The sequence below is a fragment of the Desulfitobacterium sp. genome (genome assembly GCF_982384815.1).
Genome location: NZ_CEVWNY010000006.1, coordinates 1 through 25,929, shown reverse-complemented (window position 1 = coordinate 25,929; position 25,929 = coordinate 1). Strand labels below are relative to the sequence as shown.

The window sequence follows — 25,929 nt, the reverse complement described above, 5'->3', positions numbered from 1 at the left end:
AGATATTTTTTACGATAACCTATTTAGATTCATATGCGGAGGTGATGCCATGATTGGAATCAATGCTCTATCCGGCGGAAGATCCATTAAAGGAATTGAAGATGGATTTTCCTTCCTGGAAAGTTCTCAGCCAAGCCCCGATTCCGCGGCAGCAATGTTTGCAGCAATCTTGGGCGGCTGGCTCAACCAGGCTGGACAAGGGCAAGACTCTGGTATTCAGAGTAATGAACCGGCAGGCAAGGAGGCCAATTCCGGACGTTACGCCTTATTGAGTTTAGATGGGTTACAAGGACTTATGGGAATACTTCAAGGAAACGAAAGTTTTCGAGAGGGTATTGCGCGAGGTTTACAAGGGCAAGGGGAACAGGGAATCAACTCCCAACAACTGGAGATTCTCATGACCCAACTGGATAGAATGCGAAGCAAGACCCCCTTGGATACAATGCAAGTTCAGATCCCCCCATCAAGCTCTCCAGGCATATTAGAGGATGTACAGCTGTCAGGGATGACAGAACAGCCTCAGGGGAGGACTTCCCCCCAGTCGGAATTGGATTTATATAAGAATGTGATATCCAATTTACTTAAAGAAATGTCAGGGGAAATAAGGCTTAAGCAGCAAAATCAGGCTGAGGCTAATCCTAATCCTTTAGCCCAACAGAAATCAGAACTCGCTGTTCAACGCTATAACAGTGGTTTATTTATCTCCATGGATGATGAAGCGCAAGCACCAGGTGCAGTAGCTGATCCGGCTAAGGCAGATACAGCACCGGCTGATTCTGTCAAGACAGCGGCGAATAGTTTTGCTGAGGCTAATCAAGGTACATTGCCGGCAGCCTTACTAGGTAAGTCGAAGCCTGGTGACCATGGGACAGAATCAGATCAGAATCAGGTTAGGCAGAGGGCAGTTCAGGGATTTGAAGGAGCGGGGAAAAGCGCAGAGATGCTCAGCTTGAATCAGGAGAACTCCGAGGATACTACGCTCCTAAAACAAAAGGCAGCAATAAGCACTTCATTAACCCATGGCGCACCGGAAGAAAAGCCGGCAGAAGGCGGTCTGGCTCCTTTAAAAGAGACGGCTGCCAAAAGGCTTCAGGACAATGAACAGCCTATAGAAGCAAATAAAAGGACTAAATCTGTCTTAACGGATGTTGCAGCAGGTATAACCAATCAAGCCAAAGATATCGCTCAAGTCCAAGGGAAAGTTACCGACAAGAGTGATCAGCCCATCTGGACCCAAGTGGCCCGGGACATCTTTGACAAGGCCTATCTGGCCCGCCCCCAACTTCGCGAACTGACCATCCAATTGCATCCTGCCCATTTAGGAGCGATTAGTATCTCCATGAGCTGGGATGAGGGACAAGTTCATCTGCGCATGGTGGCTACGGATGGGGGAACGGGACAGATCCTCCAGCAGAATCTGTCTGAACTCAGAGACAATCTGACTCAGTTAGGCATCCAATGCGGACAAATGGAGATGGGCTTGGGAGAGCAAAAAGAAGGTGCCCAGGGGCATCAGGGCCGGGAAGGTTCAGGCGGCTCTCAGGAGAGCGGGGATGACGCTTTAGAGACACTTGGTAGTAAAGAGCTTGAGCAAATATTGAGCAATGATGAAGTGATCCCAGGTGCTAATCGGGTTAATATCAAGGCCTAGGGGGTAACTATGGGGAATACAGTTAATTCGGATTATAAAAACTATACATCTCATACTTCAAATTCCAAGCAAAGTAATGCAGTCTCCAACGCTACGAAAGAGGTTCTGGGTAAGGATGATTTTCTAAAGCTGTTGGTCGCCGAACTAACCAATCAGGATCCTCTTGCGCCCATGGATAACAAGGATATGATTGCACAAATGGCTCAGTTCAGTTCGCTGGAGCAAATGAATAATATGGCCAAGGGCATGGAAAACCTGAGCGATGCTATGGGGGCCTTGTTTCAGAGTTCTTTGCTCAGTCAAGGAGCCGCTCTGATCGGTAAGCAGGTGGAAGGACTGACAGTGGGTAAAGATGGTAACCCCAAAATCGTAACAGGAATCGCCGAATCCGTGCAATGGGGTGCGGGCAATCCTCAGCTGGTACTGCGACTGGAGGATGGCAGTACCGCCGCTGTTGACGTGAGCGAAATTATCTTCGTCACTGAACCCAAGGAGCCGGATCCAACAGACCCAGATCCAACAGACCCAGATCCTGTACCTGAGGATGAAGAGGGTGATACTTCCAAGGATCCTGTGAACTCTGAGGGGGCGAAATAGTCTGCGATTCCGATATAGGAAACCGATTGGAAAATGACTATTAAAGCGTTAAATAAAGGAAATGGAGGAGTAGTTCAATGCTACGTTCTTTGTATTCAGCCATCTCAGGTTTGAAAAACCACCAAATAAAAATGGATGTCGTAGGTAATAACATCTCTAATGTCAATACCACCGGCTTTAAACGCAGCCGTGTTACCTTCTCCACCATGCTGAGCCAAACCATGAAGGGTGCCGGCTCTCCCTCAGCGAATCAAGGGGGAACCAACCCCGCCCAGATCGGCTTAGGTTCCATGGTGAGTTCCATCGACCAGATCATGACCCCCGGAAGCTCACAGAACACAGGCAAAAGTACGGATGCCATGATCCAAGGAAGGGGATTCTTTGTCTTTAGAAATGCCGGACAGATCGTTTATGGCCGGGCCGGTGCTTTCTCTCAGGATGAAAATGGCTTCCTCACCGATCCGGGGACAGGGGCTTTCGTTCTGGGACAAATGTGGGGAGCTAATGACAGGGAGGTTCTCGAATGGGGAAGCACACCTTTGACACCCTTAAGGTTCAATATAGGCTCATACCCTCCTGAACCTGAGGGGGGAATAATTAAGATTAATCTCGGAGATTTTGTGCAGAACGGGAGCAACTATGAATATGTCAATCCGTCATTAATCGGTGCTTCGGCAACGGTTCCCGCCGGTGGAACGCTTGATCCCACGACGGGAAAAATAACCTTTACTTCTCCTCCAAAAGGTACCGGGACGCCTCCCGTTGTTGAGATTACCAACATTGACTATAAAAAGCTTACACTTACGCCGGGGGATTTCGTAAAAAAGGGAAGCGTTTATGTCTATGAGAATCCGGATTTAGTCGGTGCTGCACTAACTCTATCAACAGGAGACTTCGATCCAAAAACTGGAACAATAACTTTGGATAAGGCTCCGCCGGCTACCGGTGTTGATATTACCGGTGTAGATGGGAGACTCAAGGCAAAATTAGATGAAGTCACTATCGATGGCAACGGTATTATTACCGGGATATACAGCAATGGCAAAGGATCTGCGTCCCGTCGCATCGGTCAGCTGGCTGTTGCTAACTTTGCCAATGATGCGGGCTTGCAGAACTTAGGTAACAATTTCTATGCGGCTACCAACAACTCCGGTATAGCGGACATCGGTGCTGCCGGAACAGCGGGACGGGGAAATATTATCCCCAATTCCGTAGAAATGTCCAACGTCGACCTTTCGCAGGAGTTCACGGATATGATCGTTACCCAGCGTGGATTCCAAGCAAATTCCCGGGTTATCACTGTTTCCGACTCCCTGCTGCAAGAGCTTATTGATTTAAAACGCGGATAATCTGAATAATAAGGACTTGGGCATAAGGTAATAGCTTATGCCTAAGTCCCTTTAGGCTTTGTCTTACAGCGGCATGATGCGGGGTCAAGATACTTCGCTTCCGCTCAGCATGACAAGGTGAAGGGAGGTAATATACTTGCGGATTCTTAATACGGCTGCGACCGGGGTTAGAGCTCAGCAGGTAGCCTTAGATACTCTAGGCAATAATATCGCTAATGTGAACACTCCCGGCTACAAAGCTCAAAGAGTGGATTTTGCGGAGGCTTTGGCTTCCGAGTTGCGGCCTGCGGAGCGGGGGTTTAAGGGGCAACCCATAGGGGAAGGCATTAGTGTTGGGGCGGGGGCCATCTATCCCTCTATCAGCACGGATTTCCGTCCGGGAACCTATATCAATACCGGGAACCCTCTCGACCTAGCTATAGATGGGGAAGGTTTTTTCCCGGTGCGCACGACCAACGGGGAAAGCGGGTATACCCGGGTCGGAAACTTCCAGCCCGATGCTCAAGGCAGGCTGGTTAATTCGGATGGATATATCCTTGAAGTGCGTATCCCTGCCGATGCTATGGATCTATACGTTGATGAAACCGGTAGGATCACAGGTTTTATTGATGAAGAAGAAAGGGTTTTTGGACAGATCGTTACCGAAGATCCGGAAGGTGAAGCCTTCTACTCGGCGGGTCCAATTGAAGTGGATGAGCTGGGTCGCCCGGTGGACTGGAACGGGGATATTTTAGCAGCAGCTTTTGTGATTCCGGAAGGGGCGGAAAATGTCCAAATCAGCACTGAGGGGACTTTAAGCGGGACAATTGAGGAAAACCATCAAACCCTGGGGCAAATCAACCTGGTTTCCTTCGCTAATCCTGGGGGATTAGTGAAGGGTGGGCAAAACCTTTATCTCTCCCCCAACGTTCCTGGGGTTACCGGAGATGAATTGATCGGTACACCGGGGAGTCAGGTTCAAGAGCGAAGCTTAGGAACCCTGAGAACACAATCCTTAGAACAATCCAATGTGGATCTGGCTTCGGCTATGACTGAACTTATTCAAGTGCAAAGAGCTTACCAGATGAATGCCCGGATGATTACCAATGGGGATCAGATGTGGAGTATGGCAAACTCCTTAAGGAGGTAAGTTAAATGTCTGATTGGTTGAATATGCCAATTATCAATGTATTAGAAAAGGGTTTGGACGCTGCGAGTTTAAGGCATAAGGTCCTCTCTAACAACATTGCCAATGTGGATACCCCCGACTTTAAACGTTCGGATGTAGATTTTAAGGTGGCGCTTGGCCAAGCCCTGGGGCAAGTGGAAGGAGAACTGCCTCTTAAGCTAACATCCGAGAGACATATCCAAAAATCGGGTTTGAATGCTAATGGGGTCGTTGAAGATCAAAGCACTGCCTACCGGAACGATGGCAATAACGTCGATATCGATCGGGAAATGGTTAATGCGGTGGAAAACGTAATTTATTATAACTCAGTTACCCGGGCCATTTCGGCACAGCTGGCCCATCTTCGTACAGTGATAACCCAAAAGTAATTTAAAATATAGGATCCTTCGCGTATGCCCGGGATGACACCCAATATGCCGTTGTCATCTTAAGCAAGGTGAAGGTTCATGAGATGCTATAAAAAATATGAAGGTGACCAATATGATCAAAGGTCTTTATACAGGGGCATCCGGCATGCTTGCTGCCCAAACTCAAAGTGAGGTTATTGCAGATAATGTTGCCAATCTCCGAACTCCGGGGTATAAAGCAGAAGAGTCAAGCAATAAAGCTTTCCCGGAACTGCTGATGATGAGAACAAGCACGGAAAATGAAATTCCCGGCAACACCTTGATTGGCGGCATGGGAACCGGGGTCGTAGTGGACCAGGTCAGCCGGTTAAATATTCAGGGGGTTATCCAGACCACCGACATTCCCACGGATCTTGCCTTGACCTCAGAGGCCTATTTCGTGGTGACTACCCCCAACGGAGAACGGTACACTCGCAATGGCCAATTCCAGCTGAATTCTCAAGGAATGCTTCAAACAACGGAAGGCTACCCGGTTCTCGGGGAAGGGGGGGCTATCGGGCCTCTAAGCAAGGACTTCCAAGTAGATGCTAACGGTGTGATCACCGACGGGGGAGAGTATATCGACCGTTTAAGAGTAGTTCAAATTCCCGAAGGAGGGCTGATTCGGGAGGGACAGTCCCTTTATGCTACTAATCAGCCTCCGCAAGAGTTCGATGGTAATGCGGGGATTCGCCAGGGCTCCTTAGAGGGCTCAAATGTGGATTTAGCGGGCCAGATGGTTAAGATGATTTCAGTGATGAGAGCTTATGAAGCAAATCAGAAGGTCATCCAAACCCATGACTCAACCTTAGAAAAAGCTGTCAATGAGATCGGCAAAATTGTCTAAGTAATTTTAAGTTAAGGAAGTGGCTTCATGGGGAACCAGGTTGTTATTTTTGAGTTAGGTCAAGAAGAATATGGGATGCCTATCGAAATTGTCCGGGAAATTACGCGATTAGGAGATATTCGTCCTATCCCTAAGGCACCGGGATATGTCAAGGGTCTGATCAATCTGCGCGGGTCGGCAATTCCTTTAATTGATTTGCATGTTCGCTTTGGCGTAGAGAGAAAACATAATTCGGGAGCTGAAGAGAAGTTTTCCGCAGAGGATTTTGCCCTAATCACGGAGGTTAATGGAAATTTAGTAGGATTCGCAGTTGATCAAGTTAGAGAAGTACGGGTCCTGGAAGATATTGCTCCACCACCACCTCTGGTGACTGCTCCCTTTATTGGGGGAATTGTAAATCTTCCGGATCGAATTATTATGGTTTTGATTCCCGATAATATCCTTGGTAAAGAAGAACTTCAGGGAATTACTAACTTAGTTTGATTGGAGGGAGCGTATCCGGTGAATGCAGCAGAGTTAATGCTACTTTACCAGCTTCAAAATATGAATCAGGCTTGGCAGGACCCGAATAAAACCGATAAAGGAATTAATGATGGGTCCCAAGCACTAATTTTTGCTGCCTTGCTGCAAGCGGCTTTATCCGGAGAGGATGGATCAGGTTCCGGCTCAGCTGTGGCTGCGGATAATACTCAATTCCTAGCGGGCATGCTATTATCAAGTAATCTATTATCTTCGGGGAATTCTTTGCTGTCGGAGAGTCTATTGTCGGGTCTTGCCGGTATTGGTCAGCAATCCGCGGTTTCAACCACAAAACCTTATGGGACTTTTTCCGACTATTATCATATAAATTCACTTAATTCTTCGGGAGATACCATTTTTCGAGTAGATCAGCCGGAGATAGAACAGCTTATTGCCGAGGTTGGAGAGCGCTATGGAATGGATACGAATTTAATCCGCCAGGTGGTTATTGCTGAGTCAAACTTTAACCCTAAAGCAGTTTCCTCGGCAGGTGCTATGGGTTTAATGCAGCTTATGCCCGGCACCGCAAAAACTTATGGGGTGGAGGACCCCTTTGATCCTGCCCAGAATTTGGACGGGGGAACTCGTTTTCTTAAAGATTTAATGGCGCGTTTCAATGGCAACATTGCCTTGGCCCTGGCCGGTTATAATGCAGGCCCCGGGGCCGTTGATAAGTATAATGGCATACCCCCTTATAAAGAGACTCAGAATTATGTCAAAAAAATAATGTCGGCACTGGGAAAATTCGAGACTCAAGTCTAATATAGCTTCAGGTCTATGAAAAATGAGACCTGAAGCTTTATTTATTTACATGCTTCGACAATATTTGTTGCGATTTTGTACACATAATGAATTGTAAATGTCATTACGTTCACATATAATAGTTTTGGGAGCACCAATTAAAGTTTTAAAGAGATAAGTGAGCAAATTCTTCCCAAAATTATCAGAGGGGGAGGAGTAGGATGAAAGCAGAGTGGATTGAATTGAGAGAAGAATGGCAATCAACTCAGTGGATTTTTAGCCGTTATTTAACTAAAAATTCTTGTCTTAAGCGCCATTCAAAGCGAGTATCCAACTTATGTCATAGAATGGGGCAAGTGTTGGAACTAAGTGAAGGAGAAGTATTGGAATTAGAGAAAGCTGCTTTACTCCACGACATCGGTAAGGCTTCCATAGACCCTATAATAATCAATAAACCAGAAAAACTCAGTGAAGAGGAGTGGATAGAGATTAAACGCCATCCAGGAAGTGGCTTTAACATTCTCTGCAGCTTTAACAATATGGAAAAGACTGCTGAATTAATTCTATCTCATCATGAACGTTGGGATGGTAAGGGGTACCCAAGAGGGTTAAAAGGAGGAGATATACCCTTACTAACAAGGATAATCTCAATTGCGGATTCCTATGATGCCATGACCAGCTCCCGCAGTTATCGCAAACCTTTATCCAAGCGTAAAGCCATCGAAGAATTAAGGAAAAATGCCGGAACCCAGTTTGATCCCTTTTTGGTTGATATTTTTATCGACAAGGTACTTATTAGAGGATTAGAAGGAGTTCAATAGTCATAAACTAACATATTGAGATCAATCAGTGTGCATTTTGTAAAGAGCCGATCATGAATATGGTCGGTTTTCTTGTGAAAATGCAAGTATTTGTTTGACCTTGCTTACAAAAATATTTATAATCATTCTAACAGAAGAACTTTCTGCCACGGGGGTATATATGGTCGAGTATTACCAGTATCTATGGAAAGCGACTTGGATTGAAACCCTAGGGATAATAATGCTTGGGCTTTTCATTATAACTCTCTCTATTTGGAAGGTTTATACAAAAGTGCAAAAAGGGATTAAGCTTACCGATAAATTACTGCTTGCTCTGCGTGGGTTGGGGTGGTTAGTAGTTTTTTCTGCTTATCTGCTGATTTTTCGTGAGGTGGAGCCGGATTGGTTTGCTAGACCTATTCAAGTACAAGGAGAGATCATCGGGAAAAGTATAACCTCGAATGATCTGCATCCTTATCAGGTGGAAATTCGCTGGGAGTCAGGGACAGAGACACTTCTCCTTGATCATTTTACTTACTATGAATTAAATACCGGTCAAAGAGTAAATTTAAGCTACCTACCTCACCGCCTGGAAATTTATTATTGTGAGCTTCTTCCACCGAGTACGGAAAAGGATAGTACAGACCGGGAAAACGGGACTAAAAGCATAGCAAATAAGGGAGAGAAAAACTGATGTCAGATGTTTACTTCACCAGTATGAAAATAAGTAATGGCCAAAATCTTTTGAAGAAATTAGAGCAGCTTGTTAATCGCTCAGGTATTCTTAAGGGGATCGAGAAGAATGATCTGGTTGCTCTCAAGCTTCATTTTGGTGAACGGGGCAATCTTGCCTATGTGCGGCCACAATTTGTTCGACGTGTGGTGGACCAGATCAAAAAAACCGGTGGGCGTCCATTTTTAACAGATGCTAATACCCTTTATGTAGGATCCCGTTCTAATGCTGTTGACCACTTGGAAACGGCTATCGAAAATGGTTTTGATTATTCCGTAGTCGGGGCCCCCTTGGTGATTGCCGATGGGCTTAATGGGAAAGACTATGTATCTGTACCGGTGAATCTAAAGCATTTTCAAGCGGTTAAGATTGGCAGCGCAGCGGTTCACGCCGATGCTTTAATCGCCATATCTCATTTTAAAGGTCATGAGGCCACAGGTTTTGGTGGGGCGCTTAAGAACGTGGGAATGGGTCTGGGTAGCCGGGCCGGCAAGCAGCAGCAGCACTCGGATCTCCTTCCCAACATTAATCGGGAGCGATGCACGGGCTGTGGCAAATGCCGGAACTGGTGCCCGGCTTCAGCGATTACGGTTGAAGAAAAGGCCCGGATCGATGAGAGTCTGTGTATCGGTTGTGGGGAGTGTACGGTAACTTGCTCCTTTAAAGCAATTGCTGTGAACTGGAAGACCACTCCTGATGTGATCCAGGAGAAGATTGTGGAATATACCGTGGGAGCCCTCAAAGGGAAGGAAGGTAAGACAGGTTTTATAACCTTCGTCAATAATGTTTCTCCATTGTGTGATTGTGTGAATTGGAATGACATTCCCATTGTGCAGGATATCGGTATTTTGGCATCTAAGGACCCCGTTGCCATTGATCAGGCCGCAGTTGATCTGGTCAATCAAGCCCATGGGAACCCTCACTCAGTGCTTGGTGAAAGGCACCATGAAGAGGATAAGTTCCGAGTAATTCATCCGCAAGTCGATTGGTCGGTTCAATTGGAGCATGGGGAAAGAGTTGGTTTGGGGTCAAGGAAGTATAATCTAATTACCACCTGAAGTAAGTTTCCTTTATCCTGATTGAAGTAGACCAACTGCCCAAAGGAACATATTGTAAAATAGAACAAAAAATTCACATCATTTGCCAACACAGAAGTGTTGTAATATGATATCATAAGAAATAAACTATTGATAAGATTAGGAAGGAGAGGTGGGGGGTAATGCGTATTCAAAAAGTCAACGAAAATACAATCCGCATCTTCATCTCCTTTGCCGAACTTGCCGACAGAGATATTACTATGGCCGATCTTTTTCAACGTTCACAAAGAAGTGAGCAATTATTTTGGGAACTAATCTCACAGGCAAGGGAAGAAGTGGAGTTCAACCTTGATCAACCCTTTTGGATACAAGCAACTGCATCTTCAAATGAGGAATTTGTGATTACTGTGATTAAGCAAGAAGATGCTACAGAGACCATCACCAAAGAAAAGGAAACCAAGCGCACGAGCCGTTCGAAAGTAATGGAATGGGTTTATGCCTTTGCCGATATTGAGGATGTCCTCTCAGGTGTAAAACGTATTCCTGATTTTGCTCGTGTTCGCTCCAGTCTTTTTCAATTTGAAGGAGAGTATTATCTTGTCGTAAGCCATCTTGGTTCCGGCAAGAAGAAGCAAGTGGCTGAGGCATTATTTGACGAATATGGGGAACTTGTGGATGTAGCAAAATTGTTTTTAGAAGAACACGGGAAAGTTATTCTCAAGGAACGTGCCTTGCAAACTCTTAAACAACATTTTAAGTTTTAACCAAAAAAGGAAGTCGCTTGACTTCCTTTTTCCTTATGGTTTCGATCATCTTTTCTAAAAGTTAATATTATGTCATAATGGTAGATAAGCCTCAGAAAATAAACCGGTAATATTTTCTAAGCAAGCAGTGCAAACTGCTTTTCCCTTAAAGTTTTGCAAAGGAAAGGTTGTCTCACAAAAAATACAATGTTGAACGCTTTTCTTACGTGATTTCTTTGGATCAAAAAGGTGGACCTCTCCTTGATTTGGGCGGGATTGATTAGTTAATTGCTCCATGATTTTCGTTTCTACCTCCTGTATTAACGCTATGCCTATAATAGGCCAGATGAGGTGTCGAAATCCTAAAAAGCCTGCGGGCTGATTAAGGATAATTAGGTCGGTTAGTTGAGGAAAAAACCGTCCAATATTGGCGAATAGAAGGTATAATATATATATCTTATAATGTTACGGAAGTGATATTGTGCTTAAAAAAGTATCCCTTGCTATAATTGCTGTTTTTCTTTTAGTTGGTGGTTTGGTCCTGGGGTTTAGTGACATTATTATGTCCGATACGAAAACTAACCCTGATTCCCTGAGTGGATCATTAACCGAAGAGGAATTGAAAAACCGCATCAGTGTTCTCTTAATCGGCGCTGATCAGCGGCCTGGTGAAATAAAATTTAACACCGATACAATAATTTTAGCAACGGTAGACCCCAAGAATGCTCGCATAAGTTTGTTATCGATACCGCGGGATACACGGGTTTCCATACCCGGGCATAAAGATATCAAAATCAATAGTGTAGTTCCCCTGACGGATTTAGATAATCTTGTTGATGTAGTGTCCGATCTAACAGGATTGCCCATTGCCGGTTATATCCAAACAAATTTCGACGGTTTTAAGGATATTATTGATACCTTAGGCGGAATCACTGTTGATGTGGAAAAGGATATGTATTTTGAAACCGGGGATAAAAAGGATGGGGTTATCGATCTGAAAAAAGGATTGCAAAAGCTTGACGGTTCAAAGGCTTTGCAATATGCGCGGTATCGCAATGATGCCTTGGCGGATATATCTAGAACTGCTCGCCAGCAGGTGGTACTTAAGGCTGCTGCCGAGGAAATGCTTAAGCTAAGTACCTTGCCCAAGCTTCCCTGGTTAGTTCCCCAGTTAAAAGAGGCAGTCAATACGAATCTTGAGCTGGGTAATATGTTGAAAATAAGCAAGACTGCAGTAAGGTTTAAAGATTTGGAGATTTATACGCAGACCTTGCCGGGTTGGTTTAGAGATATTAAAGGTATTAGTTATTGGGAAGTTGATCCGGATAAGGCCAAGGAAGTAGTAAAGAACCTGCTCCGTGGTATCACTACGGATAAAGTTATTGGAGAATCGGAAATTGATTTGCTTGAACCCATTGAACCCAGAAAGGAAACATCCTTGCCCCAGGTTCCCGGGAGTCCCAAAGATCCCAACGGGCGGGAGTCTTCTGATTATCGGGATGGTAACCCTGATGGGAATGTTCCGCGTGACGGTGTAAAAGAAAATGAAGAACCGATAGAAAATGGTAAGGATATCAATAATAACCCTGGCAAAGGGAGTCAAGAAGGACAAAGGGGCCAGGACCAAGAAGATATAAAAGACGGTGGTAAATCTGTTCATGAACCTGGAGAGGTAATACCGGAAAGGCCAAGGGATAAAGCCGGCGGAGTGTCCGCCGAATTATCCGGAAACCGGAAGAAAGAATGAAAAATGGAACGATACAGGAGTGAAGAGTGAGGTGTTGGGGTATGATTGATAGTATTCCACCGAATATCAGCACTGCTTTCTGGAAGCCGGAAGAAAATAAGTACATTATTAAATTAGCAGACTCGGTAAAATTCTTTGTGCCTTATCCTCAAGCAGGTATGCTTTATGAAAAGGGACAAATTCAGGAAAAAGCCTTTAAGTTAGATCCGGGCGAAATACTTGAGTTTTTCCCGCACCATTCTCCGGGAGAGCTTACCTGGAGCCTTGAAATTCGGGACCAGGGCCTAACGGCAGTTGCTAAGGTAATTCACCATAAGCCGGGACTCTATATTCTGCCTGAAATGATTCCTGGGGACATTACTATCCGCCTAGAGGAGGTTGTGATCTGGCAGGATGCCGAAGCAAGAGGTGAATACTGGGATAAGAAAAAGTTACAAGCTGACCTTATAGTCAATGGGGTTGTCCATGGGGTTCTACCGACGGCTTGGGAGAATATTTATGCTGTAAATGGGTCGGATGAAGTGGTGATTGCTCAAGGAACCCCGCCGACTTTACCTATTCCTGCCCAGCTTATCGACTTAACAGAAGAAACCAAACCAAAGATCTCCGAAGATGCGCGAGTTGACTATTTTGCTTCAAAATTAAAGCTGATTGAGGAAGGTCAGCCTTTAGCCCGGAAAATTCCCGGAGTACCGGGAGTGGCAGGAAAAAATGTGAATGGTCAAGAGATCCCTGCACCTAAGCCCAAGGATTTCCAATTTAAACTTAAGAAAAATGTTAGTTTATCAGAAGACGGTTGCCAAGTCATTGCTACCGTTGCCGGGACCCCGCTTAGGCTGGATGAATTTTCCTTCGGAGTTGAGCCTGCTTATACACTTAATCAGGATTTGGATTTGGCTGTAGGGAGCATCGAGTTTCCCGGGGATGTGTTTATCTCCGGCGATGTTCACGACGGGTTACATATCTTCTCTGCGGGAAAAGTTGAGGTTCGGGGGTCCGTATTTCGTGCTGAGATTAGGGCAGAGAAGGGATTATCTGTCTACCGCAATGTTATGGCGGCTAATTTGGTAGTAGGGGAACGCTTTGTTATCCGCTCAAAACTAATACATGACCTTCAAACTCTTAGTGATAATTTAACTGCTTGTTTGATGATCGCCGAAGAGTTTACCTATTCACCTCAAGCCAAAAACCTAAAGCAGGGTCAATGTCTTAAACTTATCATCGAACGCAGGTTTCCGGATTTGCCTAAGCAGGCGGTGGATTTTGAGAAATTTTTGTTGTCAACTAAGGATGAGTTGATTACTCGGGATTTGCTTCTATTGGCCCTTACAGTCAAGAGCCTTGTCGTAGGGCTGGGGCCTCTTAGTCCTCAAGCCCTGCCCCTTCTGGAAAAGGTCAGCAAGACATTTGTACAAGTGCTTGCCAATATAACCTTGGAAGTTCCGGAAAAATTGGAATGTTATGTGGACTATGTACAAGGCGCTACCATAGAATGTGCGGGAAATTTTCTTTGTCGAAAAGGTGCCTTTAATTCTTATATTCAGGCGAGTGGTGATCTTCGCATTGAGGGGGTCTGCCGGGGGGGCAAAATTATTTCCGGCGGCAAAGTGGAGATTAAAGAATTAGGCGGGTCCGGAGTAAGTGCCACAACAGTTCAGTTTCCCGGAACCAAGCGCTTAAAAGTAGGATTTTGCCATGCCAACGTTATTTTAGTTGCGGATAAAGAAATAATCTCTATTGAAGAACCTTACAAATCCTTAGAGGTCTACCGAGAGCATGGAAAAATTCAGGTGGAACGTTTAAGGTGGGAGGTGTAATATGGAAACTATGATTTCACTGGAACGAGCATTAGATATAGTTTTGAAACGGGCAAAGCCTCTCGGTACGGAAACTGTACCCTTAACAGAAGCTTTTAGCAGGGTGTTGGCTAAGGAGGTACAATCAGCCATCGATATGCCGCCTTTTGATCGTTCACCCTTGGATGGTTATGCTTATATTGCGCAAGATGGGGATAGGGCTCCCTTAATTTTAGAGATTGTCAGTGAGATTCCGGCAGGCACTTGGTCGGAAAGAGAAATTAAACCTGGGGAATGTGCAAGAATTTTTACGGGTGCGCCGATTCCCCCAGGGGCGAATTGTGTGGTAAGACAAGAGGACACGGAACGGTCCGGTAACCAAGTTCAAATTAATCTGCCTGTTAAGCCCCAGGCTAATATCGTAAGCAAAGGGGAAGAAACCCTTGAGGGTGAAGTGGTATTAAAAGCAGGTGAATTACTCTCTCCTGCAGCAGTAGGTTTACTGGCCACGTTGGGGATAGGGGAGGTCGAGGTATATAGCCGGCCGAAAGTGGGTGTCTTGTCCACGGGGTCGGAGCTTCGGGATGTGGGAAGTCCTCTGCCGCCCGGAAAAATCTATAACAGTAATACTTATACTATCAAAGGGCTGTTACTGGAGGCCGGCTGTGAGGTTAAAGTAGCTCCTTTTGTGGGAGATGATTTGGCGGAGACCATCGCCGCCCTGAAATCACTTGAGGATATGGATCTTATAGTAACTACCGGGGGAGCTTCTGTAGGTGAATATGACCTCATCCGGGATGCCTTAGCGGGAGTAGGCTGTGAGATGCTTTTCTGGAAGGTAAACTTTAAGCCCGGTACTCCTGTCGCTGTCGGAATTAAAGAAGACCGACTTTATTTTTCCTTATCCGGAAATCCAGCAGCGGCGGTGGTCAACTTTGAACTCCTAGTACGGCCGGTTTTGCGGAAGCTCAAGGGGCGAAGATCTCAAGAGCGTACTTTTCCAGTCTATATGGACGGGGATTTCGGCAAGTCCGGGAAGCAAAGAAGGTTCCTAAGAGCTAGGGCAGTCTTTCGAAATGGAGAGATCTGGGCAGACCCCGGTTATGCCCAAGGCTCAGGTGTTATCCGCTCCATGCAGGGAAGTCATTTGCTGGTGGATGTACCAGGGGGACACGGCCCGGTTAAAAAAGGAGAACTGCTCCAAGGCCGCTGGATATCCGCTTGGGAGGAGGACTAGATGAGTATTCCGGTAGTTTCCATTGTTGGTCAGCGCTCTAATTCCGGGAAGACTACCCTTCTAGTGAAGCTGATCACGGAGGCTAAAAGCCGGGGGTGGCGAGTGGCGGCGGTAAAGCATGATGTTCACGGCTTTGAGATGGACAAACCCGGTAAGGATACTTGGCGTTTTGGCCAAGCGGGAGCTGATGTAGTCGCCATATCTTCCCGGCAGCAAATGGCCGTTCTTGAAAAAGTTAAAGAGGAGAAAACTCTTGAAGAAGTATTGGAACGTATACCCGAGGTGGATTTGATTTTCACTGAGGGATATAAGCATGGTAATCAGCCACGGATCGAGGTCTTTCGTTCCGCGGTCCATGAGGAGCTTTTGTCTAAGCCGGAGCAATTAATTGCCATTGCCAGCGATGTCCAATTCGATATGGGCGTACCCTGCTTTGATTTAGATGATGCTAAAGGGATTTGTGATTTCCTCGCAGACAAATACGGACTAAAGTGAAACAGGGGGACAGGTACATTGTTTCAAGCTTGAAACAATGTACCTGTCCCCCTGTTTCAGCGTAGTTTTTTTAAAAGCCGGGTTGCCCAGGGCAATAAGGGCATGGCGGCAAGAGAAGAAATGACATTAAAGAGAGTGTGAGCATTAGCCACTTGAAGAGCGATGGGGCCTCCAAGCCACTCTAAGAAAAGGGCAAGGGGGGTAAGCAAGGGGTAGAATAATATGGCTCCGAAAAGGTTTAGGAGTACATGAAAAATTGCTACTCGTTGAGCGGCACGGCTTGTTGCCAAAGAGGCGATCACAGCGGTAAAGCAGGTGCCGATATTGGCCCCAAAGACGAAGGCTATAGCGGTGGGAAGGGTTATCCAGCCATCGGCGGCCAGGACCATTACGATGCCGGTGGTAGCTGCTGAGGAATGAAGGACTCCCGAAAGCAGGGTCCCGGCAATTATTCCTTGAAAATGATGATCCCCCAGCCGCTGGAGTGCACTTTGAACCCACTCCAGCTCGGCTAAGGGCGCCATACCGTTTTCCAAGAGTCCGAGAGCAAGAAAAAGCATACCTAGCCCTAAGCAAGAGAGGGCAAGATAACGCCAGCGGTTAGCGATGAAAAGATAACCTAAGGCACCGACGAGAAGGGCATAGGGGATCAGGGGTTCCAGAGGGAGAGCGAGAAGCTGGGTGGTTATGGTGGTGCCAATATTACTTCCTAGAATCAGTCCCAAAGCATTTTCGAAGGGAATAAGACCGGAATCGACAAAGGAGACGGTCATTACCGTGAGAGCAGTGCTGGATTGGAGAAGGGCAGTGGAAAGGGTTCCGCTCCAAAAACCACGCCACGGTGTTGCGGTCATATAATAGAGAAGGTTGCGGAAAGTTTCGCCGGCGAAAGCTTGCAAGCCAAAACGCAGAATATGCATACCATAGAGAAGGAAAACCAGCCCCAAAGTTACGGCAAGGAGGATGGTCAAATAAGGCCTCTCCTTTCTATTAGTTAATCGGATTTTTATTCATCGCACAATAAAAGTATATGGGTAATTTTTATCCACAGAACAGGCGCAAGTTGGTGAGGGGATGCGTAAATTATCCCGAGAGGTGATGGTATGCTCATCCGCCAGGGAACCGTGCAGGATTGGCCCTTTATGTTCGAATTGGCTAAGGAGGTTATTCCCGTTAATATTTCACCATGGCGCCAACAGCCCATGGAAGAGACTATGAAATACCGACTTAAAACGTTAAAGAATTTTTGGACATGGATTAGGCAAACCGATTCTAAGGTTTTTATTGCCGAAGCCGAACAGGGAAAGCCGGTAGGCTTTTTAGTTCTTTATCCTAGTGCTGTGGAAGAGTTAACGGGTCTACATCAAGCCTGGGTCATGGATATCGCCGTTAAACAAGAGTATCGTAACCATGGAATAGGTAGAAATTTAATGAATGCGGCGGAAAAATATTGTCAAGATCAAGGTATCTTATACCTGGGCTTGGCAGTAAGCACTCATAATATTAGTGCTCTAAAGCTTTATCAGGAACTTGGGTTTGCCGAAGAACGAAAGCTGATGGTAAAGGTTTTAAAGGAATAGCAGAGCTGCCAATAAAATGCGCTTTTAAGCAAAAAGGGACCGGTGTTAATGAGTTTTGGTTCATTAACACCAGTCCCTTTTTTGACCATTCTAAAAAATTCTTCGGCAAGATTCCTTGCTCGGTTAATTAAATAAAAAAGCTTGCGACGAAATGCCGCAAGTGAAGTAAAAGAGAGGAGTGGGGATAAAAAATTGGAAAACGTGAGACTAGTTAAAGTGTTTCCCGGGAAAAATTTCTTATACACTCAGGGCGTAAAAATTTACGTTAAATTTTTAGGGAAAGAATTTAGAGCCGGGTTGGGTAGTATTACTCTTACAAGATTTTATTAGCTTGTGGATAGTGGTATATTAAGGTAAACTTACTAGCAAGAAACTTTATCATGGAGGAAAGCCGTGGAAGGAAATCAAATGGCATGCATTGTTGAAGAAATATTGAAAGAACAAAGTTCCCTGAAAACAGAGGGAAGTTATATTATTATCCGGGCCCAGTCTAAACGGGAATGGAGCTTAAGGCTGAATAATGGATGCTTTGAGAGGGTCTCTACGGCCTGGGAAAGTGGTATCGGAGCTCAGGCCTTTACTCGGTCCGGGGTTTCAGGATTTGCTTCGGTAAATATGTTAACTGTGGAGGCTGGACGGGAGGCGGTAAAGCGTGCCATAACCTTAGCCCGGCGCAATGCCCAGCTTGGTGCCGAATTAAACCGTGAAATCTTCAAGGCTCCTCCTTTACAGGCTATAGGAAGTAATCCGGCTCAATTGGCATTTACCCATTTTTCCCTGGCGGAATTGCAAGAAGAGGTTTTGGATTTGCATGAACGCTTGCTCAAGCGTAATTCGGAAAATTCCTGGCAAACCAGCTATCGTCAAGTAGAAGATCAGTGGTGTATCGGGCGTACCGATGGAACCTTGGTTACCTATGTAGTTCCCCGGGCAGTGCTGATGCATCATGGAACAGTCAGGGCAGAAGGCCGGGCTAAAAATGCTTTGGTTCAGCGCAGTGGTGTGGATGTGAGTCTGCTCCTTAGGGAAAAGGAGGATGGGGAACTGGAGAGAAGGGCTGTGGAACGGGCTGAATTTGCAAAGAAAGTTTGTGTGGCCCCTCCCTTGCCTAGCGGGCATTACCCCTTGATCATCGATTATGGACTTGCTAAAGGCTTAGCCCATGAGGCCTTTGGCCATGCCGTGGAATCAGATCATATGAAGGAGTCGGTATTAGGTAAAGAGGGCAAGCTCAAGCAAGGGCTTCAAGTGGCCCGTTCCGGAGTCCATATCATTGATGGACCTTTGGTCGGGGATTGGGCGTTCCAGCCTTATTCAGCTAACGGCTTAGTGCGGGAAACCGTCGAGATCGTTAAAGATGGTGTGCTGCAAGCAGGATTAGGGGATATTTTCTCCGCTCGGGAGGCGGGGATGCCTGTCTCCGGAGCAGGCAGAGCGGAAAGCTATGGTTATGTGCCACTGCCAAGGATGACCAATATTCGCTTAACGGTTGATCATGAACTACCCTTGCCTGATTCTCCCGGCTTAATGGAGGAGGTTTCCCGGTTAAGAGAAGTCCTTAAAAATGCCGGTGAACTGCAAGAAGGGGAAAAGCATCTCCTTTTATTAGGCTACCGTGGTGGTCAGGTTAACCCTAAAACCGGGGATTTTGTTTTTCAGTGTGATGGGATTATTGATGTGGCAGATCCTAATTTAGCGATTTACCGGCCCAGTATTTTTAGTGGCAAAATTCTCTCCGCTTTACAGGCTATACGTATGGGCATTGGCGGAGGTTGTTATGATGCAATCGGGACTTGTGGTAAAGGGGGACAATCTGTTCCTTCCAGTGGCGGGAGTCACCGTTACCTCCTTCTCGATCGGGATGAAAATGTAAGTTTAGGAGGAGTGTAAGAATGAAACTGGTTGTTCAGCTTGAAAAATTCCTCCACAAGGCACAGGCAGCTCCCTTAGGGGAGGAGCTGAGGATTCGCGATTGGCGGATACTGGTTCAGGAAGCTATGACAATATCCTTAGGAATAAAAGAAAATTCTCCTGGGAGTGTTTATACCCCTCCAAGTTATCGGCAAGGTGAAGATGGGGAGATCTATATTATTTGGGAGGATGGCCGTTTGACCCAGGCCCAAGTTCAAGCGCCTTCTGTTCAAGGGGATGAAGGGTATTGGCAGGAGCAATTGACTGAGTGGCGTCAGGCTTCTTATGGGGACCCCGCAGGAGCGGATATTCCCGAGCCCCAGCCTTTGCCACTGGTGGCTGTTGAAGACCGCCATATTGAAAAGATTTTCGCCGGAGAGGATGAAATTCTTTTTGACCAACTGGCTAAGCTTTTAAAAGATAAACCATCTGGAATCAATTTGAACGCCGGCATTCAAGCGGGCTGGGGTTATCGCCATGTTCGCAATTCGAAAGGGTTAGCGGTCAGTTATCAGCAATCTCAATATGCTCTTTCCTTCTCTTTTGATAGTTTAGTGGGTGCCGGCTTTGCTAAGCGGCGTTTGATTCGTGAGGACGAGTGGCAAAGTTTATGGAGGCGGACCTTGGCTTATTACGAAGCTCTCCAAAGTACTGCTGCGGAAGTCGATTCCACTACAGTTGTTGTATTTTCCCCCGGCGTCACAAGAGATCTCCTCGGTCAGTTTGTTTTCCCCAACTTTATCGGTCAAACTGTCTTGGAAGGACAAAGTGCCTTTAAGATTGAAGATTTTAAGAATAATAAACGAATTTTTGCTGAGGACCTAACCCTTGTAGCCGACCCCTTACGTCCCTTTGAGTGGGGATCTTACCTTCTTAGTGCTGAAGGGGTTCCGGCTCAAAAGACGGTTTTGGTGAAGAATGGTGAATTGCAGACACCTATTTTGCGGATGAAAGATGCTAAGGCTTGGGGAGCACCGCCGACGGGGATTTCTCTTGGTACTTCCGGACTAGATCTCCGGTCGCGGCAGGAGAAGCCTTGGGAGGAACTGTTGGCAGGTATCGAGGATGGAATCCTGATACTCTCCGTCTTAGGGATGCATACTCAAAACAGTGTATCCGGTGACTATTCTTTAAGTGCTCCCCAAAGTCTACGGATTCAAAAGGGAAAAATTGTCGGTAAGCGCGATGTAAAGTTATATGGGAACTTCTTTAAGGATTTAGCCTCTCCCGAGACCGTACTGGGTAAAGAGGAGCTGGAGACGAAGCCTTATCTTGTGGTGAGGACCGGGGTTCAGAATATGTAGAAAATACTGGATGAGAGGGTTTAAAGAGAATGCTGGACATGCATGTTCACTTGACAGGCCATGAGGATCGCTTGGCCACTGCCGAAAATATCCGGGAGTTTCTGGATCAGGCAGGAAGGATGGGGCTGCGGGAGATTGGCTTTGCCGATCACGACTATTATTATGAGGATTTGGACTTACCCTTAATTCGTAAGGTGGCGGAGGAATATCCGGATTTGCGGGTTTCCATCGGCTTAGAGGTGGATTATCGACCAGAGGAAGAAGGAAAAATCAGAGCCCTACTGACAGAGTTTCCCTTTGATTTTGTGATTGGCTCGGTTCATGAGTTTAATGGTTGGATTTTTGACCTTCCCGAGGAAGAGCCGAGACACCGGGAGCGGGATGCGGATCAGATGTATAAGGAGTATTTTTCTTGGGTGGAAATGGCTGCGGCCAGCAACCTTTTTACGACAATAGGGCATTTTGATTTAGTTAAAATTTTCGGGGTGCGCCCTTTTACAGATGTCCTAGAATTAGCCGACGGTGCTTTAACAAAAATTAAAAAAAATGGTTTGGTTATGGAGCTGAATACGGCAGGTAGATATAAGCCTGTTGGCGAATATTATCCTGAACATAAAATAATTCAAGAGATACAGCGCCGAGGGATTCCCTTGACCCTGGGGTCAGATGCCCATCGGGCAGAACATGTGGGGCGTGATCAGGATATTGCCGTTCAGTTGCTTAAAAATATGGGAATTAAAGAATTGGTAGGGTTTAAGCAGCGAGAAAAAACATATTATTTACTATCCCCATTTTTCAAGAAAGGAAATCACGCATGTACGCTAAAGAAATAGGGCAGCTTTTAACTGATTTGGCCTGGGTAGATGATATCAGTTATTATCATAGTTTGCGGGTAGGCTGTCTGATGAGCCTTTTCGCGGAAGTGGATATCGGAAAACAGTTTGTCAAACAAGCTTGGGTAACTCGCAACGAGTTTGTGGCGACGGGATTTTTACATGATATTGCCAAAATCCGTTGGCCCGGGGAAATTCTTTTTTCCGGAGGGCGGCTTAAGGACCTTGACCGGGAGCTTTTGCTTAATGTGTGGAGCTATATGATTGAGCATCCTCTAGGTTCTGAAGAAATTATTCTTGATTATTACCAAAAGACAGGCAATCGTTTCTGGGAGAGGATTGCCAAAGGGGTAGTAGCACATCATGAAAGCTTTGGGGGTAATGGTTATCCCTATCGACTTAAAGGGACGGAAATACCCTTACTGGCGAGAGGTCTTCGGGTTTTTGACAGTTACGCTAAGGGGATTGAGGTTCGCCGCCATACTAATAAACCTCTGGACCCTCAGGTTGTCCTTAAAGAAATGCGCGTAGGCTTAGGCAGCCTCTATGATCCATTCTGGGGGGAGAGGATTATTTGTTTTTTGGAGAATTTACCCGGTCTCCCGGAGGATCTTGATCAATGGTTTAAGGAGGAATTAAAGAATTTTGCAGGCTAATATGCTCTTTCGGCTCTGAAAATGTTCGGATAGAAATCCCGATCTTAAGCCAAACTAGGGAAGGATTCGAACAGGGCAAAGGGGCGAGGGCATGGCTTGGATGGAGTTATCCCTAAATCCTTTAAGGGATTGGGATGAAGAAGGTTTAGCTGATTGGGCGGAAGCACTAGGTGCGTTTTTGATCGAGAGAGGCAAGAAGATTAAAACCTCCTTACAACAGTTGCCGGGCTATCAGATTGTCCGTATGGGAGAAGAGGAAGAAGCCGGGGAATTGTTGATCAGTTCCTCAGAACGCTTGATAGTGATGATGGGACTAACGGTGAAGAATGCGGCAGAACGAGAATTTGCCGAAATGCTGACTCGCTTTGCCAGGCAAATGGGGGCGCTGGCCTTAAGGGTCCCGATCCACATCGTTGGTGAAAGGGAGTTTTGGCAAAAGCATGGAGGCAAGGAGGTTCCGGAACCTGTGCTTTTACGTGAGGAGATTCAACGGGAAAAAGTAAGGGTGGAACCTTTATATAAAAAAAGTCTGCTGGTTATCTATAAGGACCAACCGGCACTTTGCTTAGAACCGATTTTTTGCACGGCCAGACCTAATGGTCCTGTCAGTCTTGCGGCCCGGAGATTAGAGAGATTGTTTGGTGGTGGACGTCCTATCGGGTTTGCCAGTCGGGTATCTTCATATTCTCCCTGGGAATTTGAGCGCGGGAAATGGGATGATCTTCTGGCCTATAGTAGATTAGAAGCCTATGAAGTGCTGGAAAAGCTGGTTATCGGGAGCCTTCCTATGGAGTGTAATGCTGGACAATAACTAAAGTTATGAATTATAGTGAGTTTAATAGATGGTGGATATGGGAGAGAGGAGAGGGATTAGGGATATGTCTGTTTTTGAGACAGCCCGGCAATTAGCACAACAAATTAAAGAGTCGGAAGAGTATCAGACTTTTATTGGGGCCAAAGAAATGGTTAAGGCTAACGAAGGCCAATATAAAATAATGTGTGATTTCCAGATGAAGCAGCTTGAGATTCAACAAGCCCATCTTTTTCAGTTGGAGATCCCCGAGGATAAGCAGCAGGATCTGGAGCGTTTGTACAGCTTACTGAGCCTTAACCCCGCAGCAAGAGAATACCTTGAGGCGGAATTTCGCGTTTCGCGTATGATCAATGATGTTCAGAAAATCATTGGGGATGCTATCGTGGATATTTTACCCGTGGGGTTTGAAGAGATGGATGAACCTCAGATATTGACCTGATTTGCAAGTGAGAAATTACCTTTATAGTCCGTAAGCTTCTTTGAGGTTTACGGATTTATTTTCTTGGCTAATCAAAAAGCATAAGTTTCACGGCGCACAAGGGCAACCAGCGGCTCCGTTTTCGCTAAAGCTCAACGAAGCCGGGTTTTCTTTGTGAAACTTTCTGAATTTTCAATTGGTTTAACTCATGTTATGATAGTTGTAAATCGTAAGCAGGAAATAGAAGAATTGCGAAGGGTCAGTAAGAGGAGGGGAATATAGTGAAACTTGATATGTCATTGGATGATTTTGAAAAGTCCCTGACAAAAGAGGGGTATATTACGGAAAAAGAGGACCGCATTGCCTTAACGGCTTATTTGGCTGCTCAATTGGAAAAACCCATCTTAATTGCCGGACCGCCGGGGGTGGGTAAGACGGAGATTGCTAAGGCACTTAGCCGGGTATTTTCGGCTTCTTTGATTCGTCTGCAATGTTATGAAGGTCTCGATGAAAACAAGGCACTTTATGAATGGAATTATCAAAGGCAGTTAATCAGGATTCAGCTGAAGGAGGAAAACCTTAAAGAGGAGGATCTTTTTGGGCCGGATTACCTGTTGCCCCGGCCGCTTCTACAAGGTCTGATCAGCGAAGAACCTGCCGTGCTGCTTATCGATGAGATTGACAAGACCGATGCGGAATTTGAGGCATTTCTGCTGGAGGTCCTCGGAGAGTTTCAGGTGACTATTCCGGAAATGGGAACAGTCAAAGCTAAGGAAAAGCCTTTGGTTATCTTGACTTCCAATGGGGAGCGGGAATTGTCCGATGCCTTAAAACGGCGCTGCATTTTCCTTTATCTCAACCCTCCAACGGTGGAAAAGGAAGTGCGGATTCTCCGTTCCAAGTACCCGAACTTACCGGATAAGCTTGCTTTTCAAGTGGCGAAGGCTGTAAGCGTTTTGCGAGAAAAATTGGCCTTGCAAAAAATACCCTCGATTGCCGAGACGATGGATTGGGCCAAGGCTTTATTGGTCATGGGAAAAACCGAGCTTGATCCGGCTTGGGTGGATGCTACCTTGAATCTGCTGCTCAAAAGCAAGGAGGACCTGGAACTGTTCTATGGGGAAATGGGTGCGGAACGGCTGATTTGGGAGACGAAAGGAATCTGAGGGGGGATCCTTAATGACACGGAGTGAACTGGATCGCCATCTTTTAGAATTCATTGGTCTTTTGCGCCAGGGAGGCATCCCGGTGAATTTTACGGAGGTCCAAGATGCCTTGGAAGGATTGGCTTTAATCGGGTTAGAGGATAAGTATCGGGTCGAGGGAGTATTGCAAAGCACATTGGTAAAGTCCGAAAAACAGTTGCCTTGGTTTGAAGAGGCTTTTCGGGTATTTTTTGCTCCGCCGGAGGCTCAATCTCAATGGCGGAAAGAGGCTCAGGAAAAGGTAAAAAGCTGGGAAACGGGAGTCGCCCAGACTAGGGAAGAGCTGCGTTTTCAAGGTGAGGAACTAAATTTAACCGATGAACAGCGGGCAACCTATATGAGCCTTCCGGAGGAGGAAAAGGAGCGCCTGAAGAAGTTTTTGGAGCGTTCGGAGGAGGGCATCAGAAATGGGGTCCCTCTGGACCACTCCTTCCAACCTTTGCTGGAGCGCATGTTTCATGGCTCTCTGGAATATTGGCGAAGGAAATTAGGGGAGGATTTGATAGCGCCTCCTGGTCATGAAGGTCTATTGAGCGAAGCTGAGCGGGCGATGCGGCAAAAGGAAATGCACTATCTTACGAAGGATTTAAAAGATATTCCCCCCGAGGAATGGCCGGAAGTCAGCAAACTGGTGCGGCGGCTGTCGCGAAGATTAGCTTCTCAGATCTCTCGCCGCTTGGGGCAGGGAAAAAGAGGCAGTCTGGATATGCGAAGGACTGTGCGGGAGAATCTACGCTATGGAGGGGTATTGTTAAAGAAATCTTATCGTAAAAAGCGGCAGGGAAAACCGCGCTTTGTCCTGGTCTGTGATCTGTCGGGCTCTATGGTTAAGTACACCGAGTTTATCCTGCAGTTTATTTATGGTTTGACAACTTTAGTCTCTGGGATTGAGACCTATGTCTTTGCTAATCATTTGATCGATTTTTCTTCCAAACTCAGGGGGGTCCAATCTCTTCAAGGTATGGTCAACCTATCCATAGCAGATATTGTAGAAGAATTTGGTGGAGGGACCAACCTGGCTGTTTCCCTAGAAGAGCTTCATGAACAGCATGGGAACTCCCTAACCCGACGGTCGATTCTTTTCATCCTTAGTGATGCTCAGACCCTGGAGGGTGAAAAGGCAGCAATTCTATTAGGTAAGACAAGGGCTAAAGTAAGGGAGATCATCTGGCTGAATACTTTACCGGAAAAAAGATGGAAAGAAGTCAAGACAGTTGAACTTTTTCGTCCCCATTGCCAAATGTTTGAATGCAACACATTAGGACATTTGCAAGAAATATTAAAAAAATCACCGGGTTTTGGTTAAATTCCGGAAGTGTGAGACATACTATAGGTGTAAACACATCGTTCATAAGCTCACAA

At 46.0% G+C, this 25,929-nt stretch carries 27 protein-coding genes; 25 read left to right on the top strand and 2 right to left on the bottom strand.

The genetic code is table 11. From position 1 onward, the window contains the following. Nucleotides 1–49: 49 nt before the first annotated feature. From AC1U9U_RS02150 to AC1U9U_RS02095, 12 genes are all read left to right on the top strand, one after another. Nucleotides 50–1,651 (top strand): flagellar hook-length control protein FliK, encoded by a 1,602-nt coding sequence (locus AC1U9U_RS02150; protein ID WP_479958906.1) that lies wholly within the window; start codon nt 50–52, stop codon nt 1,649–1,651. Nucleotides 1,652–1,660: 9 nt separating this feature from the next. Further along, nucleotides 1,661–2,248, top strand: a complete 588-nt coding sequence (locus AC1U9U_RS02145; RefSeq protein WP_479958905.1) for a flagellar hook capping FlgD N-terminal domain-containing protein — start codon at nt 1,661–1,663, stop codon at nt 2,246–2,248. Nucleotides 2,249–2,325: 77 nt separating this feature from the next. Next, nucleotides 2,326–3,597 (top strand): flagellar hook protein FlgE, encoded by a 1,272-nt coding sequence (locus tag AC1U9U_RS02140; RefSeq protein ID WP_479958904.1) that lies wholly within the window; start codon nt 2,326–2,328, stop codon nt 3,595–3,597. Nucleotides 3,598–3,733: 136 nt separating this feature from the next. Further along, nucleotides 3,734–4,726: a flagellar hook-basal body protein gene (locus AC1U9U_RS02135; protein WP_479958903.1), complete on the top strand. Its 993-nt coding sequence runs from the start codon at nt 3,734–3,736 to the stop codon at nt 4,724–4,726. 5 nt (nt 4,727–4,731) lie between these two features. Continuing rightward, the gene (gene flgB, locus AC1U9U_RS02130) at nt 4,732–5,133 is read left to right on the top strand and encodes a flagellar basal body rod protein FlgB (RefSeq protein ID WP_479958902.1); all 402 of its coding nucleotides are present in this window, start codon (nt 4,732–4,734) and stop codon (nt 5,131–5,133) included. 112 nt (nt 5,134–5,245) lie between these two features. Next, nucleotides 5,246–5,998: a flagellar basal-body rod protein FlgF gene (gene flgF, locus AC1U9U_RS02125; protein WP_479958901.1), complete on the top strand. Its 753-nt coding sequence runs from the start codon at nt 5,246–5,248 to the stop codon at nt 5,996–5,998. 27 nt (nt 5,999–6,025) lie between these two features. Then, the gene (locus AC1U9U_RS02120; protein WP_479958900.1) at nt 6,026–6,481 is read left to right on the top strand and encodes a chemotaxis protein CheW; all 456 of its coding nucleotides are present in this window, start codon (nt 6,026–6,028) and stop codon (nt 6,479–6,481) included. Nucleotides 6,482–6,499: 18 nt separating this feature from the next. Next, nucleotides 6,500–7,279, top strand: coding sequence for a lytic transglycosylase domain-containing protein (locus tag AC1U9U_RS02115; RefSeq protein WP_479958899.1), 780 nt, complete (start codon nt 6,500–6,502; stop codon nt 7,277–7,279). 200 nt (nt 7,280–7,479) lie between these two features. Continuing rightward, nucleotides 7,480–8,079 (top strand): HD-GYP domain-containing protein, encoded by a 600-nt coding sequence (locus AC1U9U_RS02110; protein ID WP_479958898.1) that lies wholly within the window; start codon nt 7,480–7,482, stop codon nt 8,077–8,079. Nucleotides 8,080–8,239: 160 nt separating this feature from the next. Continuing rightward, nucleotides 8,240–8,752: a hypothetical protein gene (locus AC1U9U_RS02105; protein ID WP_479958897.1), complete on the top strand. Its 513-nt coding sequence runs from the start codon at nt 8,240–8,242 to the stop codon at nt 8,750–8,752. Then, a complete protein-coding gene (locus AC1U9U_RS02100) occupies nt 8,749–9,849 on the top strand; it encodes a DUF362 domain-containing protein (RefSeq protein WP_479958947.1) in 1,101 nt (366 codons plus the stop codon). Before AC1U9U_RS02105 ends, AC1U9U_RS02100 begins: the two co-directional genes overlap by 4 nt. Nucleotides 9,850–10,010: 161 nt before the next feature. After that, nucleotides 10,011–10,592, top strand: a complete 582-nt coding sequence (locus AC1U9U_RS02095; protein ID WP_479958896.1) for an adaptor protein MecA — start codon at nt 10,011–10,013, stop codon at nt 10,590–10,592. A gap of 72 nt (nt 10,593–10,664) precedes the next feature. Here the strand turns inward: AC1U9U_RS02095 and AC1U9U_RS02090 are convergent, their stop codons facing one another. Continuing rightward, entirely contained in the window at nt 10,665–10,868 is a 204-nt protein-coding gene (locus AC1U9U_RS02090; protein WP_479958895.1) for a hypothetical protein, read from the bottom strand. Nucleotides 10,869–11,052: 184 nt separating this feature from the next. Here AC1U9U_RS02090 and AC1U9U_RS02085 point away from each other — a divergent pair, with 184 nt between their 5' ends. Genes AC1U9U_RS02085 through mobB form a run of 4 tightly spaced genes read left to right on the top strand, consistent with a single transcriptional unit; the run spans nt 11,053 to nt 15,846 of the window. Next, on the top strand, nt 11,053–12,318 hold the full coding sequence (locus tag AC1U9U_RS02085) for an LCP family protein (RefSeq protein ID WP_479958894.1): 1,266 nt from the start codon (nt 11,053–11,055) through the stop codon (nt 12,316–12,318). Nucleotides 12,319–12,359: 41 nt separating this feature from the next. Further along, the gene (locus tag AC1U9U_RS02080) at nt 12,360–14,135 is read left to right on the top strand and encodes a DUF342 domain-containing protein (protein ID WP_479958893.1); all 1,776 of its coding nucleotides are present in this window, start codon (nt 12,360–12,362) and stop codon (nt 14,133–14,135) included. Between the two features lies 1 nt (nt 14,136). Beyond that, nucleotides 14,137–15,351, top strand: a complete 1,215-nt coding sequence (locus tag AC1U9U_RS02075; RefSeq protein ID WP_479958892.1) for a molybdopterin molybdotransferase MoeA — start codon at nt 14,137–14,139, stop codon at nt 15,349–15,351. Next, on the top strand, nt 15,352–15,846 hold the full coding sequence (gene mobB / locus AC1U9U_RS02070) for a molybdopterin-guanine dinucleotide biosynthesis protein B (RefSeq protein ID WP_479958891.1): 495 nt from the start codon (nt 15,352–15,354) through the stop codon (nt 15,844–15,846). Nucleotides 15,847–15,902: 56 nt separating this feature from the next. On the opposite strand, the gene AC1U9U_RS02065 is transcribed toward mobB, so the two are convergent. Further along, the gene (locus tag AC1U9U_RS02065; RefSeq protein ID WP_479958890.1) at nt 15,903–16,817 is read right to left on the bottom strand and encodes a Na/Pi cotransporter family protein; all 915 of its coding nucleotides are present in this window, start codon (nt 16,815–16,817) and stop codon (nt 15,903–15,905) included. A 132-nt stretch (nt 16,818–16,949) separates the two neighbouring features. Between AC1U9U_RS02065 and AC1U9U_RS02060 the strand changes: the two genes are divergently transcribed. The 9 genes from AC1U9U_RS02060 to AC1U9U_RS02020 all read left to right on the top strand — a co-directional run bounded on the left by AC1U9U_RS02060 (nt 16,950) and on the right by AC1U9U_RS02020 (nt 25,873). Next, nucleotides 16,950–17,426 (top strand): N-acetyltransferase family protein, encoded by a 477-nt coding sequence (locus AC1U9U_RS02060; protein WP_479958889.1) that lies wholly within the window; start codon nt 16,950–16,952, stop codon nt 17,424–17,426. 408 nt (nt 17,427–17,834) lie between these two features. Continuing rightward, nucleotides 17,835–19,316, top strand: coding sequence for a TldD/PmbA family protein (locus tag AC1U9U_RS02055; protein WP_479958946.1), 1,482 nt, complete (start codon nt 17,835–17,837; stop codon nt 19,314–19,316). A gap of 2 nt (nt 19,317–19,318) precedes the next feature. Then, complete coding sequence (locus AC1U9U_RS02050; RefSeq protein ID WP_479958888.1) at nt 19,319–20,641, top strand: metallopeptidase TldD-related protein; 1,323 nt, start codon at nt 19,319–19,321, stop codon at nt 20,639–20,641. Between the two features lie 29 nt (nt 20,642–20,670). Beyond that, nucleotides 20,671–21,474, top strand: a complete 804-nt coding sequence (locus tag AC1U9U_RS02045; RefSeq protein ID WP_479958887.1) for a histidinol-phosphatase HisJ family protein — start codon at nt 20,671–20,673, stop codon at nt 21,472–21,474. Beyond that, a complete protein-coding gene (locus AC1U9U_RS02040; protein WP_479958886.1) occupies nt 21,456–22,130 on the top strand; it encodes an HD-GYP domain-containing protein in 675 nt (224 codons plus the stop codon). Before AC1U9U_RS02045 ends, AC1U9U_RS02040 begins: the two co-directional genes overlap by 19 nt. 91 nt (nt 22,131–22,221) lie before the next feature. Then, nucleotides 22,222–22,941, top strand: a complete 720-nt coding sequence (locus AC1U9U_RS02035; protein WP_479958885.1) for a hypothetical protein — start codon at nt 22,222–22,224, stop codon at nt 22,939–22,941. A 67-nt stretch (nt 22,942–23,008) separates the two neighbouring features. Continuing rightward, a complete protein-coding gene (locus AC1U9U_RS02030) occupies nt 23,009–23,383 on the top strand; it encodes a YlbF/YmcA family competence regulator (protein WP_479958884.1) in 375 nt (124 codons plus the stop codon). Between the two features lie 260 nt (nt 23,384–23,643). Beyond that, the gene (locus tag AC1U9U_RS02025; protein ID WP_479958883.1) at nt 23,644–24,528 is read left to right on the top strand and encodes an AAA family ATPase; all 885 of its coding nucleotides are present in this window, start codon (nt 23,644–23,646) and stop codon (nt 24,526–24,528) included. 13 nt (nt 24,529–24,541) lie between these two features. Then, nucleotides 24,542–25,873 (top strand): vWA domain-containing protein, encoded by a 1,332-nt coding sequence (locus AC1U9U_RS02020; protein WP_479958882.1) that lies wholly within the window; start codon nt 24,542–24,544, stop codon nt 25,871–25,873. The last annotated feature ends 56 nt before the right edge of the window (nt 25,874–25,929 follow it).